16 protein-coding genes are annotated in these 18082 nt (G+C 41.4%); 6 read left to right on the forward strand and 10 right to left on the reverse strand.

Annotated elements, in window-relative coordinates; all coding sequences use genetic code 11:
- Nucleotides 1–7: 7 nt before the first annotated feature.
- Nucleotides 8–622 carry a hypothetical protein gene (locus RMY31_RS16935; RefSeq protein ID WP_322656595.1) on the reverse strand — a complete coding sequence of 205 codons (615 nt, stop codon included), beginning with the start codon at nt 620–622 and terminating at the stop codon, nt 8–10.
- Between the two features lie 286 nt (nt 623–908).
- Between RMY31_RS16935 and RMY31_RS16940 the strand changes: the two genes are divergently transcribed.
- On the forward strand, nt 909–1814 hold the full coding sequence (locus RMY31_RS16940; RefSeq protein WP_322656596.1) for a peptidoglycan-binding protein: 906 nt from the start codon (nt 909–911) through the stop codon (nt 1812–1814).
- Between the two features lie 718 nt (nt 1815–2532).
- Here the strand turns inward: RMY31_RS16940 and RMY31_RS16945 are convergent.
- On the reverse strand, nt 2533–3444 hold the full coding sequence (locus RMY31_RS16945) for a metallophosphoesterase family protein (protein WP_322656597.1): 912 nt from the start codon (nt 3442–3444) through the stop codon (nt 2533–2535).
- 218 nt (nt 3445–3662) lie between these two features.
- Here RMY31_RS16945 and RMY31_RS16950 point away from each other — a divergent pair, with 218 nt between their 5' ends.
- A complete protein-coding gene (locus tag RMY31_RS16950; protein ID WP_322656598.1) occupies nt 3663–4550 on the forward strand; it encodes a hypothetical protein in 888 nt (295 codons plus the stop codon).
- A gap of 436 nt (nt 4551–4986) precedes the next feature.
- Nucleotides 4987–5415, forward strand: coding sequence for a hypothetical protein (locus RMY31_RS16955; RefSeq protein ID WP_322656599.1), 429 nt, complete (start codon nt 4987–4989; stop codon nt 5413–5415).
- A 172-nt stretch (nt 5416–5587) separates the two neighbouring features.
- Here the strand turns inward: RMY31_RS16955 and RMY31_RS16960 are convergent, their stop codons facing one another.
- Complete coding sequence (locus RMY31_RS16960; RefSeq protein WP_322656600.1) at nt 5588–6970, reverse strand: alkaline phosphatase family protein; 1383 nt, start codon at nt 6968–6970, stop codon at nt 5588–5590.
- A 229-nt stretch (nt 6971–7199) separates the two neighbouring features.
- On the opposite strand from RMY31_RS16960, the gene RMY31_RS16965 reads away from it, so the two are divergent.
- Nucleotides 7200–7346 carry a hypothetical protein gene (locus RMY31_RS16965; protein WP_409878027.1) on the forward strand — a complete coding sequence of 49 codons (147 nt, stop codon included), beginning with the start codon at nt 7200–7202 and terminating at the stop codon, nt 7344–7346.
- On the opposite strand, the gene eboE is transcribed toward RMY31_RS16965, so the two are convergent.
- From eboE to RMY31_RS16985, 4 genes are all read right to left on the reverse strand, one after another.
- On the reverse strand, nt 7329–8555 hold the full coding sequence (gene eboE, locus RMY31_RS16970) for a metabolite traffic protein EboE (RefSeq protein WP_322656602.1): 1227 nt from the start codon (nt 8553–8555) through the stop codon (nt 7329–7331). The genes RMY31_RS16965 and eboE overlap by 18 nt on opposite strands.
- Nucleotides 8556–8628: 73 nt before the next feature.
- Nucleotides 8629–9561 carry a UbiA-like protein EboC gene (gene eboC, locus RMY31_RS16975; RefSeq protein ID WP_409878028.1) on the reverse strand — a complete coding sequence of 311 codons (933 nt, stop codon included), beginning with the start codon at nt 9559–9561 and terminating at the stop codon, nt 8629–8631.
- An 83-nt stretch (nt 9562–9644) separates the two neighbouring features.
- Complete coding sequence (locus RMY31_RS16980; RefSeq protein WP_322656603.1) at nt 9645–10550, reverse strand: TatD family hydrolase; 906 nt, start codon at nt 10548–10550, stop codon at nt 9645–9647.
- Between the two features lie 34 nt (nt 10551–10584).
- On the reverse strand, nt 10585–11466 hold the full coding sequence (locus RMY31_RS16985) for an EboA family metabolite traffic protein (RefSeq protein WP_322656604.1): 882 nt from the start codon (nt 11464–11466) through the stop codon (nt 10585–10587).
- 467 nt (nt 11467–11933) lie between these two features.
- Between RMY31_RS16985 and RMY31_RS16990 the strand changes: the two genes are divergently transcribed.
- Nucleotides 11934–13139 carry a 3-dehydroquinate synthase gene (locus tag RMY31_RS16990; RefSeq protein ID WP_322656605.1) on the forward strand — a complete coding sequence of 402 codons (1206 nt, stop codon included), beginning with the start codon at nt 11934–11936 and terminating at the stop codon, nt 13137–13139.
- A gap of 108 nt (nt 13140–13247) precedes the next feature.
- Here RMY31_RS16990 and RMY31_RS16995 read toward each other — a convergent pair whose 3' ends face one another.
- From RMY31_RS16995 to RMY31_RS17005, 3 genes are all read right to left on the reverse strand, one after another.
- Nucleotides 13248–15035: an ABC transporter substrate-binding protein gene (locus tag RMY31_RS16995; RefSeq protein WP_322656606.1), complete on the reverse strand. Its 1788-nt coding sequence runs from the start codon at nt 15033–15035 to the stop codon at nt 13248–13250.
- Between the two features lie 21 nt (nt 15036–15056).
- Complete coding sequence (locus RMY31_RS17000; RefSeq protein WP_322656607.1) at nt 15057–16340, reverse strand: calcium-binding protein; 1284 nt, start codon at nt 16338–16340, stop codon at nt 15057–15059.
- Between the two features lie 151 nt (nt 16341–16491).
- Entirely contained in the window at nt 16492–16899 is a 408-nt protein-coding gene (locus RMY31_RS17005; protein ID WP_322656608.1) for a thiol-disulfide oxidoreductase DCC family protein, read from the reverse strand.
- Between the two features lie 178 nt (nt 16900–17077).
- Here RMY31_RS17005 and RMY31_RS17010 point away from each other — a divergent pair, with 178 nt between their 5' ends.
- Nucleotides 17078–17986 carry an AraC family transcriptional regulator gene (locus RMY31_RS17010; RefSeq protein ID WP_322656609.1) on the forward strand — a complete coding sequence of 303 codons (909 nt, stop codon included), beginning with the start codon at nt 17078–17080 and terminating at the stop codon, nt 17984–17986.
- The last annotated feature ends 96 nt before the right edge of the window (nt 17987–18082 follow it).

Consider the following 18082-nt stretch of genomic DNA (forward strand, 5'->3'; position numbering starts at 1 on the left):
CCATTCTCTAGGTCATTGCGATCGTGAGATTTTGTTCTTGAATCAAAATTTTTAGTAAAGCCGCAGCACCAATTTGCTCAGAAACTGCATTAGCGTCCCATTTACCATCGGCTGTGTACTTCCCTTTGGTATAAAGATTAGTTCCCGACCATAAATAAGGACTCAAAACATCTGCATGGTACTGTCTGTAACCAAAACCGTTGTATTTCTCTATTTGCCAAAGCTGTGCTGCTAGACTCCAGTCTTTGACTTGGTCGAATTCTTTGCCTTTCAAGGCATCGATCGCACTTTCTTCCCAAGTGTAGCCAACCTGCCAACCGTCGATTGGGTCAGCTATTGGTTTGCCTGCGGGTACGTTGACAGTACGTTTTTTCAGTGAATCACCATTGTGTAGATGTTTGGTGAAGTTGAGAGAAGCTTCCATATTGTGGATGACTGCAATGAAATACCAAGGCACATTAATTTTTTGCTGGACAACTTCGTAACGAGGTCGGTTTGAAAGTATTTTCGTTACTATATCTTGAGCAATATTCAATTTCTCAGCTTTGATTTCACACTTATGCCAAAGTGTCTGATAGTGCGGTTTGAGGTCGTGAAGGCGCAGTGGTATTTTTGCTGTCATCGTTATCTGTCCTCAAAGAATAACACAGTTTTAAGTGTTATAAAAATAACTAATTATTTTATACATTGATTTTATTGTTACAAAAAATTAACTTTTGTTTTCAAAGAATTAGGTTCCAGGCTTATTACCTTCTAAATACCCAGTTTTTGGGAAAAATTACATAATTAAATATAAATTAACAGTAAAAAATTTTACGTTTATTGATTGTTAAAGTAGCATTGAATACAAAACTACTCCTCAAAAAAATATTTTTACTTAGGAGTAGATAATTCAAAGCAGGTGCATTATGAAACTACAAGATTTTCTGGGAAAAGAAGAGAAGTGGGGATTTGAAGCGATCGCTGATGACTCAGAATTGACTCGTCAGATTCAGATATTGTTAATTGGCTTGGGTTTGTTGGAACCACCAGCTGATGGTAAATTTGGGCCAGTGTCTGCGGCAGCTCTGAAAAAATTTCAAGAATTAGCAAAAACTGAAGAAGCTGAATTTTTAGGAGCAGTTACAGCCAAGAAATTGATTGAAACCAAAGCGGACGATCTTCCTAAACCTCCCTTAAAACTGGGCAATGACATTGCCAGCCGAATTCTTAAATATATGCTGGCACAAGATTATCAGGTATTTACAGGTTCTAAAGAATACAACATTGTTTATCTAGAAGGAATAGATGGGGACTGGACTCTCAATAGCGATACACCCAATGGATTTAACGATCGCCGTATTGTCATCGAAGTCGTAAATGGTGTTCCAAAAATTGTAGATCACTGGCAAGCTACCACAGAACCAGGCAAATATTATACTTTCAATCCCATGAATGCTGCGGGTGCTGCCAGAATTAAGTTTGGACAGTATAAAGCTTGGGCTGTGGGTATGCATGGCAATGCAGAACGTCACGAAGCATTAGTGCAAGTTGCACCAATTACTGTTCACCGCGATTTCAATAAAGACTTTCAACGCACTGGTGACAAATTAGATACAGGTCTTTTCCTGGTTAATCAACACTGGGGCTATGATGCGCCTAGTAATGATATTAAAAATGCCAGTGCAGGTTGTTTAGTAGGACGTATGCGACAAGGACATCGAGAATTTATGGCAATAATTAAACAAGACCGCCGCTATGTAGCTAATAATAATTATGTCTTTTATACTACGGTCATCGCTGGGGATGATTTATTGAAGAAGTTCCCTGGATAAAGTTTATATAGTGACTGTTGAATGCTAGTTGCTTCAATATCTGTTATCAAATGAAAAATCAATAGTTTGGAGGGGTACAGGGGTGTAGGGGGAGAATTAATTTGGCGTTGCCGAATCAGCGGATGAACAGGAAAATTAGGGGGAGTAAGGGGAGAAAAGAATTTTAGTTTTTCCAAAAAGCCTCAATCATAATTTCAATTCAGCAACGCCATTATTTCTTTATTTAAAAGCATCTCAAATGTGTAAAAACATAATTTTGCGAATGAAGCGTACTCCTTCTCCTGTCGGAGAAGGGTAGCAATTGCAAAGTAAAAATGTTGCGATTGCTTTACTACGTTCCGCTCGCAATGACAACTAATCGTCTCGGTAAATGGCAAAACCCACATTCCGCAGGTGCGATCGTAAATGCTGTATTTTAAAACAATACCTTTGCCAAAAAAGAGTATGAAGAGATAGGACGCTCCGTAGTAGGGTTATTGTCTCTCACAACGACAACTCAAAAACCACTCTTCAGCCCATGCCCGATATCTTATCACTACGGAAGATGCCTGTTACCGCAGATAAACGCTACAACGATGCGGCAATTGAACCAGATAATCCTGACTATGTTAGCAATGAGCGGCCTTTATAGGCGCTTGACTTTCATAGTTTTAACTAGGTTTAGTACAATTTATTTGGTGGGCATTGCCCACCCTAAAGCTTCTAAATTAGCCAGAAATTAAGCTGATTTTAACTGAATAACACCTTTATCAAACACACGTTTATCAGTACCGATCGCATTAACTTCTATTCTATCGGGATAGACTTCATACACTGCAAAACCTAACTTTTCAGCAGAGTACTCTGTCCACTCCGAATGTTTTACGGGACGAGTACCTGCACCACTACCAGTAATTAAATAAGTCGTACCATTAATAGAACGAGTGCGTTCGTAATGGTGTTCGTGACCATTAATATAGACTTGAACGCCATATTTTTGGAATAGAGGAGTAAAAGTTTTAATAAACTCTGGATTACTCCCATAAATACCAGATGCATAAATCGGATGATGGCCAAAGACCACTTTCCAGGGAGCTTTACTGAGACTTAATTCTTTTTCTAACCAAATTAACTGGTTTTTCCAATCAGCATTACTGTTAGTATCTAAAGCAAAAAATTGCACGCGATCGCGTTTAAATGTATAGTAACGTCCCTTCATATTAAAGCCAGCATAGCAAACTTGCGGATCGCCATTGGCAGTACGAATATCGTGATTACCTAGACAAGCTTGAAATTTCACACCTTGCCTGAGCAAAGCTTGATAAGGACGCTCAAAAACTGCATTAATTTTTTCAATTTCACCGTTGTTGTAAATATTATCTCCAGCTAAAACCACTAAATCATAGGGATTTTGCTTGTGATAAAAATTCATCGCTCCAGCCACAGCATACTGTCCCTTGGCTCCAGTCCCTGTATCGGCAACAGATACAAAACGTAACAGCAAGTCTTTTTTAGTTGGGTTGGCGGCGATCGCTGAATCAGTCATACTAGCATCTTGACTATGTTCGCGAGCCAATGCCCAACTGAGAAATCCTGCACTAATGGCGCTGAGGCTACCTAAAAATAAGAATTGACGGCGTTTCAAGTTCATAACTCACTAAATTCAAGTATTTAGAGATTAGGGACTAGTGACTGGGAACTGGGAAAGAGATTATAGTCATAAATTCTCCCAATTCTTAATCACCAGTACCCAATCTAGTCAGTTTAGCCGAAGCAAAGAGCGATGAGATGATACATTAAGGCTGTAAAGACAGCAACAATCATAATTGTGTTACTTGTCTTTGATTCGCTGCTTTTGGTGAAAGTTCCATGTCACAAGACAATCAGAATTCACAACCGCCTTCGTCCCCTGAACCCGAAGCGAATCAACCTCGCCAAAAACCCTCAAAGAAAGTCCAACCCTTTTGGAAGTCTACAATTATCCAACTTCTAAGAGGAACAATTGGGGTTTTAGAAACAACGGTAGAGAAACTGGAAACAGAACCCGCACCTAGTGGTGAGGAAACCCCCAGTTTGTTGCAGCAACTTCAGTCGGGGTGGAGTGGACTGTTAGCTAAAATCCGCTCTTTGTTACCAGCAAATTTGTCGGCCAAGTTTTCGGATACCGCTTTGACAGGAATTATTGCTGGAATTGCTGTAATACTGGTTTGGACAACTACGACTGTGTTTAGTAGTAAGCCTGCTGAAATAGCAACAGTTCCTCCTGTTGAGGAGATTCCTGAACCAACACCAACAGGAACTACTCCACCATCAGCAGCACCAGAACCACTGCCACCAGAGGAAATTACGCCGCCAACAACAGAAGTAACTCCGCCACTTCCGGAACCGGAACCAACGTTAGAAATCACACCAACGCCAACTCCAACGCTAACTCCAACTATAGAATTGACACCAGAACAAACCTTGATTGCGGCCATCGAAAATCAAGTGGCAGAAATTAGCGATCGCTTTGCCTCTGGTCTGATACAGTCAATTCAAGCCAACTTCCGCACCAGCAATCTGATTATCAAAATTAGCGACGATTGGTATACTCTCAAGGAATCTCAACAGGACAAACTAGCAGCTGACATATTACAACGTTCTCAAGAACTAGATTTTACCCATTTAGAAATTATCGACTCTCGAGACAGACTGATTGCTCGTAACCCGGTTGTTGGCACTGAGATAGTAATTTTTAAGCGGCAAACAACCAGTTAAAAATTTAGACTTGAGGTTAACCTCTTAACTCTGTGTTCTCTGTGCCTCTGTGGTTAAATAAATAACTGAAAAGCTACAGAGACAAAGAGACCACACAGAGAAAAAAGAAATTTTACAAGTCACCTTAAAAAGGCTTGTACTGCTAGAAAACAAAGCTATTGGAGTTGTTGAGTGCTTGCGGAGTTACGTTGTCTAACTCAATAAAGTTTCTAAAAAATTTTAAGTATAATTATTTAGCTAGCCTTTTCCTATACATAAACCTTCAATGAGCAGTTTTTTAGCAGCTTTTGGTACGAATAATTGTCAGAGAAGTGTGATTTATAGTTGCGAAATCCAAAAGGTATTGATAAGCTGAAACACCAACATCATAAGCCTTCTGGCGGTTTTTCTGTCGTCACATCCGAAAGCCGACACAATAATTAGGAGTTTTTTTGTCGTGAACGCAGCTGAACAGGCAACCAACCTTGAACTCGCCAACAAGATTGCTACGGTAGTGAACCTATTCAAATTTGAGTTTCCTGATGCCAAATCGGATCTTAAGCCTTGGAAGAATGACCCCGAAACTAGGGAATTGGTAGATCCAGATTCCATAGACATCGGCTTTCACTTTCCTGGTATCAGCAAATCCTGGCGCAGTCGCAGTATATTAATTCAAATCCGGTTTTATCAAGACCCCATCAATAATTTACGCCGTGCAATCGGTATAGAGGTAGCTGGATTTGACCATCGTGGCGAGGCGTGGCGACTTTCAACAGTGGAAAACTGGAGTTTTTTCGGCGAATCTTTGCCTTCTAGTGAAGTTGGAGATAAACTCAAACAGATTTGCCGACAGATTTTAGAGGTATTTAATAAACAGAGTAATTAAAAGTTTTAACAGTTCTGATTCCCTTTTTATTCTGTTTCTTCGTCAACTTCCTCACTCATCAGCGAAGCTTACGAACTTGCTCGCAGCGACTATCTTTAGCGTAAAGCAAACCTAGCCACGAGATAAAATTCACTATCCAATGGTACTGCTTAATTTAACTATTGACTTTAGACTATTCATTCTTGAGTGTTAAATGTCTAAGAATCAACGAGCAAACATCCGTCGCTGCAATTGAGTTTTGCTCGACTAGGTGAGTTTGATGGGTGATAAATAGAGGCCCGTCAGATGGAAAATTGGTAATGTGACCGTGAGAACCACATACTAGTGAAGCATCTAGAGGAATTACATCCATTAGGTAGCGAAAACCGAGTTGTTTCTTCAGCAGTTTGAAAGCAACTTTTAGCTGAGGAATTTTCAATTGCGGATCGAGGAAAAGTTCTACAGGATCGTAACCAGGTTTACGATGGATATCTACAGTTCTGGCAAAATCAGGCGCTTTCGCATCATCAAGCCAATAATAATAGGTAAACCAAGCATCAGGCTGAGCGATCGCAACCAATTCTCCCGATCTAGAATGATTAAGATGGTAGGCTTTCTTTGCCTCTTCATCTAATACCTGGGCTACACCTTCAGTTGCTTCTAGAATAGAGCGAACTTTCGAGATATACGCTGGATCGTTGACATATACATGAGCAATTTGGTGATCGGCAACGGCAAAGGCAATACTAGCACCAAAATCAAGCAGTTCTCGCCCCAACTCCTCGCGCACGGCAATTAAATTATTTGCCCGTAGCACGCGATTCAAATGCACTGCTTTGGAAACTGGGGTAATGCCATACTCTGAAAGAATAATTATCTGAGCGTTACGTGTTTGATAATATGCAATTAAATCGCTACAGACAGCATCAATTTCTTGTAAATCTGCTTGTATTTGTTGTTCATCGCGACCAAATTTTTGCAGACAGTAATCTAAATGAGGTAGGTAAATTAATGATAATGTAGGGCTGTAGCGTTCCTCAATCCATTTGGCTGAATTGGCAATCCATTGGCTAGAAACAATTGAAGTGTTTGGCCCCCAAAAATTGAATAGAGGGAATTGCCCTAAATCAGATTGAATTGGCGATCGCACATCCGCAGGGTAAGTATAAATATCAGGTAGTTTTCTGCCATCTGCCGGGTACATTGGGCGTGGGGTAATGGCATAGTCTACTGAAGAATACATGTTGTACCACCAAAAAAGGTTGGCACAAGTAAAGTTTGGGTCAATGGATTTAGCGATCTCCCAAACTTTTGGCGCTTGTACTAGTTTATTAGACTGTCGCCAAAACTTCACTTCACACTCATCGCGGAAATACCAGCCATTAGCAACAATCCCATGTTCGTCAGGCAATTTTCCAGTTAAATAAGTAGCCTGAATAGAACAAGTTACAGCAGGTAATATTGGTGCGATCGGCAATATTTGCCCTTCAGTAGCCCAAGAAGATAAAAACGGCGTGTTTTTTCCTAGTAAACTGGGCGTTAACCCCACAACATTCAGAACAACCGTTTTCTGCATCAACTTAATCCTCTTCTATACCAATTAAAAAAAAGAAAGCTACATCCAGGTCAAAATCAAAATACCCAGATGAAATCTGACTTTCCTAATTACGAATTAAAAATTACCCTACCTTGCGGGAACGCCTGACGGCGAACGGGTGACGCTCTCTACGAGACGCTGCGCGAACGCAAGCTCGCTAACGCTACGCTAACGGCAGTTACTCCACTTGGGGAGCCACTCCGTTGCGGTGAGCAGTCCGTTGGGCGGCTTCGCCGACTTGAAGGAACTGCGAACCCGAAGGGGGGTTCCCCCCGTTGTAGGCGGAACGCCTTCCCGCAGGGTAGGAAGTGGCGTGAAACCCCAAGACCGTACTGCCTCACGAATTATGAATTAATTTTATTACCCATTCATATTCCCGCTGAATAGATGTCAGCAAATCTATCTTCATTTCTGATGGCAACACATCCCAGGTGTAAGTCTCAATTTCTAGATGTTGGCAAGCATAGTTGGTCTGAAGTAAATGCAACACAGTAGCAATATCATCTTGCGTAGACTGCAAAATTTGATAATCACGAATAAAAATTGGGACATGAAAGTGAGTGCGCCATTCTTCAGCTAAAGATTGCTTTAAGTGTGGTAATGCATTTATTAAATCGGGATAGTGATATAGCGTACCGTCACTGCGACGTTCTATTACTTGGTGAAGATAAGTAGATTCAGCAAAGGGGCGTAAGCGCTCAACTATCAAGCTACGCTTTTCAGCCTCAGCAGGTAATTTGACTTGCATTGCCGCACTGATTTGAATCTTGCCAATCTTGATTCCTACCGATTGTAAACGTGCGAATACAGTCTTGGGTTCTTCATATTCAACTGAAAAATGGCAGGTGTCATAACAAACACGTACATGTTCTAGCAATTTAGTTTCTGCTAATTTTAGTTCAATGTTTAATTTTTCTGATAAGTAATTTCCACCAATCGGCAATAACAAATTTTGAAAAAAATCAATTACTTCCGATGTATTCTCAATTAATCCATCCGGCTCAGGTTCCAAATCAATATGAAGTAACTTGCCTGTCTCTGCGCGAATGCGAATCATTTCCGCTACAACTGATGCTAGGTTAAAACAGCTATTTTTCATAACTGTCTCGCCAGTTACTTGGTCTTCTTTCCACCAAGGTTTATAAGATAATGGCAGTGTAGAAATTCCACCATCCAGCCCTGCTGGTAAAAGAGTTGCTAGAATTTTTATCAAGTTTAATGTATAGTTCAGTCGTTCTTGCGTTGACCAATCTGGTGCATAAACTTGGTCTTTAACTACCTGTCGATGAAATCCTCCATAAGGAAATCCATTTAAGGTAAAAACGTATAAATCTTCTTGAGTTAGCCATGCTTGTAATTGAGCTAAGTTGTCATTTTCTAAAAGTTGTTTTGCCGCTACATCTGATAATCTTAATCCAATTCCAAATGGTGCTTCAGGCGATAAACGTGACTTGAGATTGGGAATATACTTCTCTAAATTGTCAAAAACCTCTAGCCAAGTTTCTCCAGGATGAATATTGGTGCAATAAGTTAAGTGAAAGTTGCTATCTGTTCTAATTTTCATGATTAAATCTCACACAGAGACGCAAAGACGCAGAGAGTTTTTAGAGTTGTTATGGCTAATCTCTTGGTCTGATTTAAGTAACAGCAAATATTTGTGCTAATTTCATTGAAACTGGGAGCAAAATTAGCACTAATAAACCGTAAAATAAACCAGCAAAACCAGCGGCAACTGTTGCATCCAAAATAATTAGAGATAACACACCTACTTTCACAGCAGTACGGATTTTTTCGGGTACTGGTTCGCGTGCAGCCTTAACAAAATTAGGCAGCACTTGGATAGCTAATAAAGTAGCGAATGGTAACGCTGCAATAAGTGTATAGTTTTCTAAAAACCCCAAGCCTAAAACTGCCGTCAGGACTATAGCAATTAAGAGCAGTGCTAGTACTCCTGTAATTTTCTTTCCTCCATGAACTTCTCCCTGACTAATTGCGGTGATAGCAGCAATATAAAAGACAGGAATTAGCGCTAAATACCAACGTTCTCCTACTACTGCTGGTACGGCACTTACACCCAATAGTAAATTACTGCCACGACATAAACCCATATTCAGCGGGCCAAAAAAAGGATGATGCTTGGCGATCGCATCATAAAATAGAGCTGCAAAAGTGATAAAAATAGCTATGATGCCGCTCAGCCAAGAGACTTGAAAAGCCGCCACAATACCAATGACAAACAATATACTTCCCAATAAAGTAGCATTCTGACGAGACACGCGATCGCTGGGAATTGGTCTAGCTGGTCGCTCTTTGCTATCTAATTCAGCATCGAAAACATCATTAAAAACTATACCGCCACCGTATAAACCAGTTGTAGCTAATAACAACCAGCCTAAAGGAATTAAATTGGCAAAACTTGCTTGTCCATTGATTAATTTATTCAAAATAATCGCAGCACCAGAGGCAGCAAAACCAACAAGAATATCCGCCCAGGCAGTAACAATATTAGCGGGACGCATCAATTCCAGATAACCCCGCCAGCGTTGAAAATTTAAGCTTGCAACATTCACTTGTCTGTCTCCTTGTGTAGTAATTGTTCAACAGAAAGTGCAGATTTAGGGCAGCTATTACAGATGAATCTCTAGCTAATTTTCTATTCAATCAACACATAATCTGAAATAGACTTAATCCCTGGTTCCTGTCCCCGCAAGACAGAATTGCCATTGAACAACTGACGCTGATCGACAGATTCGGGATTGAGCCAGTCTGATGCTTGCATCTGCCCAGTTTGACTGTAAGCTGCTAAAGCATTTTCGTAACAAACTGCTCTGACATGTTCTTCAAGAATGCCCCTATCTAACATCAACTGAGCAGTTTTCGGAACCGCTAAAGGATCGCTGATACCCCAATCAGCACTGCTATCTACAATGATGCGATTGCATCCATATTGCCGGACAATCTCCACCATCCTGGCATTGCCCATCTTCGTCTGTGGGTAAATTGTAAAAGCCGCCCAAAAACCCCGTTTTAGTACTTCCTCAACGGTTTCTTCGTTGTTGTGGTCAATAATTACTTGTGAGGGATCTAAGCCATATTCGATGCACCGATCCATGCTGCGGCTAGCACCCGCCTTCTTATTGCGATGGGGAGTATGAATCAGCACCAGCATATCCAGTTCTTTGGCTAATGCTAATTGTTGACAAAAGTATTTATCTTCTGCTTCTGTCATATCGTCATAGCCAATTTCGCCAATAGCCACAACTCCTTCTTTACAAGCATAAAGCGGTAGCAGTTCCATAACTTCTGCTGCTAACGCTTCGTTGTTAGCTTCTTTCGGGTTCAAGCCGATTGTGCAGTAGTGTTGAATGCCGAACTGTTTAGCACGAAACCGTTCCCAGCCTACAAGACTGCTGAAGTAGTCTTTGAATGTGCCAGCGCTGGTTCGAGGTTGTCCTAGCCAGAAGGCTGGTTCAATGACGGCGACAATGCCATATTCCCGCATTACTAAGTAATCGTAGGTAGTACGGGAACACATGTGAATATGAGGATCGATGAACATGATGCTATTGCTCTAGCTTTATCAAGGATAAAATTCATTTGCAGACTGATAAGCGATCGCGACTTAAGCTACTCCAACTCAAATCACCTCGTTGAATAGATGAGCGCAAATCTGGGTAACGGGAGAGTAATGCTTGCGCTTCAGGTAAAGGAGATTGAGCACAAGCTAATGCTGCTGCTTCTTGCTCGGCTACACTCCCATTGGCTAGCACTTTTTCTAGATCTGCAATGATTGCAGTGTCGGCAAATCGTCCCACAGGTCGCCAAAGTTCTGGCGTAACTGGGCGTTTGGCTGCCCAACGTTCATGAGCATAGTCTGTCAACATCCTCGCCAATTCGGGGTTGGTACGACCATCCAGATCCCAAATTAGATGTAATGGACTGCCTACAAACAAAGCCTTCAGTACCATCTGATTCCAAGCGTTATTGTCTAAATAATTCGCCGGATAAGGATTTCGTAGTGCTATAGCTTGGAAAACACTAGTCATATTGCTGCGAATACCCTCAGTCGCACGTTGGCGATGTAACTCTGGATATGGCAGTAGGGGCAAACTTTGATAGAGGACAACTAACTCCTCCATATCGGCAGTAGTGAAGATTTTATCGAGCGATCGCACATACTCTTCAGGTTCATCGTGGGGCAAAGCTAGTAGTAAGAGCGTGCGACCTGCTCGATCTACACTCCAATGACCAGGAAACCAACCAGGAAGTAGAGCCTGTGCTGCTTCCAAATCCTCAGATGTTAACTGCAAATTCTCCTTACCTAGATAACGCGGCACAGCACTGAAAGCAGTAAAAAACACTCGTTCAGCAGCACCGTTAGCAATCTGCGCCTGTTTTTGTTCTAGCCAAGTAAGACCTTGATTTGAAGCAGATTTTAATAGCCATTGATGCAGTAACTCGTTTACCCTACTCATGATTAATTCAGGAGAAGTTTACCAGCTTTTTTCTATGACAAACAAGTATAAAACTTGCCACTAAGATGGATACTTTATTATTAAATGGAATATAAAATATCTTACTAAAGTAGTAATTTTACTGAATCTATAAAAATATCCCTGCTTTAAATAAGATACTGTAAAGTTTTAATTTAAAGTCTATAAAACCTAAACTTACGTGAATAAAAAAAATCAGACTTTATGCAACAATAATATCCATTGCCCGTCTCAAAGACAAAATATAGGCATCAAAAAAATTGACAATTAATGTTAGTTTTTGACTTTCTCCGGGTAGATAAAGGCATTTTAACACATAACTTATTGGCTTAAGCGGTTTGATGAATTACTTCAGGCTGCAATTACTCGCATGGATTTATATTTCTCAATTTGTTGCCAATATTAATTGAAGCGATACATCTATTTACAGTTATTTAAAAACTACTGCTATGAAAACGTCCCTTAAACAAAATATTGCTATTAATTTGCAACCACTGAACCAATGTGTGCGCGTGACCTTCAATTATGATGTTCACTTCACAAGAGGCCTATTTAAGTTAGATAATCCTTTACTGGCGCAAGCGATCGCCGCAGATGGACAGTCAACTCCGAAACCAGTGGTAACAGTAATAGATGGAGGAGTGATACAGTACCAAGATGAGTTGTTAGAAAAATTATCAGTATATGCTCAGCATTATAGAGATGTACTCACCTTAAGCGGGGAGCCAATAATCGTTCCAGGTGGAGAAACAGTCAAAAACGATTCTAGATTTCTCGAGCAAATTCATCAGAGTATTAATGTAGGTGGATTGTGTCGCCACTCCTACGTTTTAGCGATTGGAGGTGGAGCTGTGCTGGACATGGCAGGATACGCAGCGACAACTGCTCACCGCGGAATTAGGCTGCTGCGAGTACCGACTACAGTGTTAGCGCAAAACGATTCTGGTGTAGGGGTAAAGAATGGAATCAATGCCTTTGGCAAGAAAAACTTTCTCGGCACATTCATGCCACCTTATGCTGTATTAAATGACTTTGATTTTCTAACGACTCTTGATAATCGAGATTGGCGAGCGGGCATTGCGGAAGCGGTGAAGGTAGCACTGATTAAAGATGCGGATTTCTTTGATTTTATTATGACTTATGCCGATAAATTGGCTAATCGAGACATGCAGACCATGGAAAGGCTGATTTATCGGTGTTCCCAGTTACATTTAGAGCATATTGCCAGTAGCGGCGACCCCTTTGAAATGGGTTCATCGCGTCCTTTAGATTTTGGACATTGGGCTGCTCACAAACTCGAACATTTAACGAATTACAATCTACGTCACGGTGAAGCGGTAGCCATTGGCATTGCCTTGGATAGCACTTATTCATATTTAACAGGGTTACTCTTGCGATCGCAGTGGCAACAGATTCTAAGTACGCTCAAGACATTAGGATTTGCATTGTACGTACCGACACTTACCGAACAATTAGATCGACCAGACCATCCCCATTGCTTATTTAGGGGGCTTACCGAGTTCCGCGAACACCTAGGAGGACAATTGACAATCACCCTTCTACAAGGAATTGGGCAAGGAATAGAAGTTCACGAGGTGGATTTGTCTTTGTACAAGGATGCTATTTTGATGTTGAAAAATTGGGAAGTTTCCTGAGTGCTGAGACTGAGACGCGATTCATCGCGTCTGTACAAGAGTGATGAGTGAGTTATCTCCCTTGCTCCTCTGCCCCTCTGCTCCCTTGCTTTTCCTATCCGTCGGCCATCAGTCATCAGCTATTTTCCATTCATCAATATTCCAGAAAACTGACCCTAAACTAGAATATTTGATTGGCTCGACGCGATCGCGCACCGCCTGAAATGAGATAGGATTCACTAGGCAAAACACAGGCAACTGTTCGGCGACAATTTGCTGTAATCTGCCATAAATCGCTTTGCGCTTGTTCTCATCTAGTTCTTTGACTCCAGCGCTGAAAAGACTGTCAATCTCCTTCTCCCAATCAGAAACTACCCATCCTTTGAGTGGCGGTTCTCCTGCTTGAGTCCCTTGGTTGAATTGATGAAACGAGCCTTGACTAGTCCAAAACAACGATAGAAGGTTAGGTTCCACATCTGCACCAGGAACGCCAAACGCACCTACATAACAATCCCAATCTCGTCGGGAAAGCAACTTTCGCAGTACCACATTAAAGTTGACTACCTGCATATTTGCTTTAATCCCAATCTGGCTTAAATCTTGTTGGATTTGTACAGCTGCATCTATCCGAGACTGATCCTCTGATTTCACCACGAGGTTGAATTGTACTCGGTTGCCATCCTTATCTAATAATTCTTTTTGAGAATTGTACTTGAAACCAGCCGCCAGCAACATTTGCTTTGCCTTCTGGGGATTGTAATCGTAAACCTTTAACCCTGCTGCTGGTGACAGGTAATAAGAACTTTGCACCGCTATGGGCGAATGTTGTACTTCACCTAATCCTTGATAGATATTGGTTTTCATCCGTTCGCGGTTGATAGCATAGGCGACTGCTTGCCTAAAAGCCAAATTATTAAACCACCGAGACTTAATTGGGTCTACAAAAGGCTGTCCTTTGGCATTGCGAGCTTGATTGAGATTAAAACCAACAAACGCAAAACCACCATTGAGTCCGCCGTTATAAATAGTATATTTTCCTCGTTTTTCCTCTTTCTTCAGTAACCCAAATACCGATGGTGTTACATTTAGACTATCCAGTTCACCAGAGCGAAATCTTAGCAACTGGTTATCAGTTGATGAAATAATTTGCCAGACAATACGTTCAATATATGGCTGAGGATTTCCCTGAGCATCTTGCCGCCAGTAATAAGGGTTGCGTCGTAAGATAACTCGCTCAGCTGGAGTATAGCTTTCTATCTGGTAGGGACCATTGCTAATAATTTTTTGCGGAGGGGTGTTAGTTCCCCAAGTTGATAGAAATTGAGGATTGCCATTAGCATCATTGGTTTGCACGGAAGAGCGCAATACATGAGCTGGGAGAATTGCCAATCTTTCTGTGTTTCTCAAAAAAGGGGCAAAAGGTTCCGGTAAGGTAAACTCAATTCGCCGATCGTCGAGTTTCTGCACCGTTGGAAAAGCTTCTTTGTTGCCAATACGCAGAAAATCTCTCCAGACAGTGGGAATTTTTTTGTTTAGGTAAATATCTCGATAAGTAAAGACGACATCATCTGCTGTCAGGGGTTCACCATCTGACCACTTCAGCGCTGTTTTGAGTATAAAAGTAATTCGCTGGCGATCGCTAGAAATTGACCAAGATTCTGCCAGTCCTGGCTCTAACTTATTAGTAAGGGCGTTCTCATCAAGCAATCCCTTATAAATAAAGGGAAAAATACTATAAGGAGAGTCATTAATAGCATAGTTAAAGCTACTTGGGTCGCTCAGAGAAACTAAAACTACTTGAGATCCTTGAGCCGCTTTGGTTTTAAATTTGCTAGGGTGACAACCTGCTAGTAGCAAACCACAAAACAGTGCCAAGACAAACGCTAACTTTAGAGATCGAAAAGCGGCAATCATCATTTAATACAATTCGGGGGGAAGCTATACAAAACGGAAATAGTCTCCCTCAAGGCTTAGATTGGTAACTCCTTGTACAACTGCAACCAAATCTTGTCTAACTGGATCGTTAAAAGGTTGATAGTTAACATATATTGCTATTCCTTGTACTAATCCCACAGGAGAGGAGCCTAGAATGTATTGATCTCGAAATTCTATCCCATATGCCTGTGATAGTTGGATAACATCCTCGTTGCTGTTAAAGTCAGTAATGATTGCGTAATTATTGATAGGGTCTTCTACAGAGCTATATGGAACATAAAAACTGTCATATTCATTTCCTAGAATAAATCGATCTGCCCCTGCACCGCCTGTCAATGTGTCAACCTCATAATCCGAGGTCAAAGACACACCACCACTCAGCACATCATTACCAGCACCACCATCCAGAACATCACTTCCATAATCTCCTACTAAGGAGTCGTCACCAGAGCCACCAATTAAAGTATCCTCACGAACCCCCGCAAATATACTACTCTCGTCGCCAAACAATGTGTCGTTGCCTGTACCACCATCTAAAAAATCATCTTTGGCACTGCCTTGTAGTAAATCATCACCAGTGCCACCATACAGGAAGTTATTTCCTCCAGTAGGATATCTACCTAGCAGCACACCACCATAGAGACTGTCGTTACCAGAGCCACCATAGAGATAATCGTCTCCTTCACCACCGTCTAAAAAATCATCTCCTGAGCCGCCATCTAATGTGTCATTTCCAGTAAAATTATCAAATCCAGGAATCTCGTCTAACCAAATTGAATCCCCACGTAAGGTATCGTTTCCTGCGCCGCCTACTAGTAGATCATTAGTGCCGAGATACTGACCGTATGTATCATAGCCAAAATCCCACAATACTTGGCTAAAACCCTCATAACCGTCATAACCACCCAATAAAACATCATCCCCAGCACCGCCAATTAAGGTATCAGCTCCTGCACCGCCTTCCAAAGAATCATTACCAAACCCACCTCGTAGAACATCATCTGCATTATTGTAGGCTCTTGAGAGAGCTTCAAATTTCTGTATAACGTAGGTTTCGTCAAGATTGGACTTACTTGTAAATTCGATAAAGGGATCGATATACTCATCGCCGATTAAGGTATCGTTGCCTTTACCACCATCAAGCCAGTCTTTACCTTCACCACCATTGAGCTCGTCGTTTCCGGCTTTGCCCAATAACACGTCATTTCCAGCTAAACCGGTAAGTGTGTCATTGTCATTGGTTCCAGTCAAAGTGTCGTTGAATAAAGTACCAATTTTCATTGCCATGACCTTTACTTTCCTTGCTATTGAACATTTTTGGTCTGGGAATACGTTTTCCTAGCGAAACGATGCGTTGGCTACAAATCTTACTGGATGCAGACTCAAGAGATAACGTATTGGAAACCGCTGATATCAAGCCTTTATCTACGCTTCCTAATTACGAATTGGTGCAGTTGCCATCAGTACAGAATGCCGATTGATAAGTACTATAACGCTTACCAAAGAGAGTGTAGCGGTTGTCACGGATTTGTTCGTAAAAGCGATCGCCTACCCACTTCATCCCTGGTAATGTCCGATAAGCGTCTACAAATATACTGCCAACTGGTAATAACCGCCCAATTTCTTCAGCCGCGTCACTGCCTTGCCAACGTCTTTGAGGTGCATTGGCATCAATTAAGATCATCCCCTGTTCGCAATCTTGAGATGTAATACCAAATTGGGCAAGTGTCTGCTCGTCTTGCATTGGAGCATAGCGAAATAGCTTTCCCTGGTCTAGATTTTCCAGCAATTGCACCAGAGTCACGCAGAGATTGCAATTTCCGTCGTAGATAACGTAGTAATTCATCAAAATATTGATTCTTTTGTAATAATAGTCTAGGGTGTTTTAGTACTAAGTATAGCGTTACACCTAAAACTGCTTCTTGGTTTGAGAGTGCTGAGTGCTGAGTTAAAAGTTAGAAATTAGAAGTTTTATCTCTCCTCTGCCCCTCTGCTCCCTGCCTTCCTTCAATGGGGTGAGAACGATGCTAGAAGAGAAAATCTTAAGTGTTGATTTTGCTCAAAAAGATGCTTCTTTAGAAATTCTGCCGCGATCGCCCCTAAATTCCAGTTATCATGCCCAGTGGGATGGAGTTCGTTTGGAACATCATCGACAACCTGCCTACGAAACTCCCGAACATAGCTTTCAACAGCATGTTATTACTATTTGCCTAGAGCGTAACGGCACTAAGGCAGAGCGGGTGTTCAACGGACGGCTTCAGCACGAACAAATAGCTCATGGGGATGTGGCGATTATTCCGGCAAACACGCAGCACATATCACGCTGGCAGTCGGAAGCGGAGTTTCTCGTCCTCAGCCTAGAACAAGCTTTTTTCACTCGTGCTGCTTTAGAGTCTATAGATTTTCAAAGCGTTGAGATTGCACCACATTTTGCCGCACCCAATCCTCTGATTCAGCAGGTCGGGCTGGCACTCAAGTCAGAGTTAGAATCAGATAGCATGGGTAGTCGTATTTACATTGAATCTCTCACAACTACGCTCTGCATTCACCTGCTGAAACACTATTCTGTATCCAGTGAAAAAATTTTCCCCTACTCTAGAGATAAAGGTCTTTCCCGACTGAAGTTGCGACAAGTAATCTCATACATTCATGAAAACTTAGAAAAAGATTTGTCTTTAGGTGAAATTTCTGAGAAGGTGGGAATTAGTATGTATCATTTCTCGCGGCTGTTCAAACAGTCAACGGGTTTTACTCCTCATCAATATGTAATGAATAGCAGAATTGAGCGAGCAAAAAATTTATTGACTCGAACTGAAAAAACCATCGAGCAAATATCTGAACAAGTGGGTTTCCAAAGTCAAAGTCACTTCACAAATGTCTTTCGCAAACTTATTGGTGCCACACCGAAAGTCTATAGAGAAAAAATAAAATAAACGATGTAGACACCTGAATATGACTTGCCGCAGGCTAGGATGAAGTATGATTTTATAACTTATGAATGGGTTGGGTATAAAATTTAAAAAATCTTT

The organism is Dendronalium sp. ChiSLP03b (assembly GCF_034531165.2).
Classification (GTDB): Bacteria; Cyanobacteriota; Cyanobacteriia; order Cyanobacteriales; family Nostocaceae; genus Dendronalium; species Dendronalium minutum.

Excerpts from the sequence above, each read along its gene's own strand:
- RMY31_RS16935 (WP_322656595.1), bottom strand. The coding sequence starts at position 622 with ATGACAGCAAAAATACCACTGCGCCTTCACGACCTCAAACCGCACTAT.
- RMY31_RS16940 (WP_322656596.1), top strand. The coding sequence starts at position 909 with ATGAAACTACAAGATTTTCTGGGAAAAGAAGAGAAGTGGGGATTTGAA.
- RMY31_RS16945 (WP_322656597.1), bottom strand. The coding sequence starts at position 3,444 with ATGAACTTGAAACGCCGTCAATTCTTATTTTTAGGTAGCCTCAGCGCC.
- RMY31_RS16950 (WP_322656598.1), top strand. The coding sequence starts at position 3,663 with ATGTCACAAGACAATCAGAATTCACAACCGCCTTCGTCCCCTGAACCC.
- RMY31_RS16960 (WP_322656600.1), bottom strand. The coding sequence starts at position 6,970 with ATGCAGAAAACGGTTGTTCTGAATGTTGTGGGGTTAACGCCCAGTTTA.
- eboE (WP_322656602.1), bottom strand. The coding sequence starts at position 8,555 with ATGAAAATTAGAACAGATAGCAACTTTCACTTAACTTATTGCACCAAT.
- RMY31_RS16980 (WP_322656603.1), bottom strand. The coding sequence starts at position 10,550 with ATGTTCATCGATCCTCATATTCACATGTGTTCCCGTACTACCTACGAT.
- RMY31_RS16985 (WP_322656604.1), bottom strand. The coding sequence starts at position 11,466 with ATGAGTAGGGTAAACGAGTTACTGCATCAATGGCTATTAAAATCTGCT.
- RMY31_RS16990 (WP_322656605.1), top strand. The coding sequence starts at position 11,934 with ATGAAAACGTCCCTTAAACAAAATATTGCTATTAATTTGCAACCACTG.
- RMY31_RS16995 (WP_322656606.1), bottom strand. The coding sequence starts at position 15,035 with ATGATGATTGCCGCTTTTCGATCTCTAAAGTTAGCGTTTGTCTTGGCA.
- RMY31_RS17000 (WP_322656607.1), bottom strand. The coding sequence starts at position 16,340 with ATGGCAATGAAAATTGGTACTTTATTCAACGACACTTTGACTGGAACC.
- RMY31_RS17005 (WP_322656608.1), bottom strand. The coding sequence starts at position 16,899 with ATGAATTACTACGTTATCTACGACGGAAATTGCAATCTCTGCGTGACT.
- RMY31_RS17010 (WP_322656609.1), top strand. The coding sequence starts at position 17,078 with ATGCTAGAAGAGAAAATCTTAAGTGTTGATTTTGCTCAAAAAGATGCT.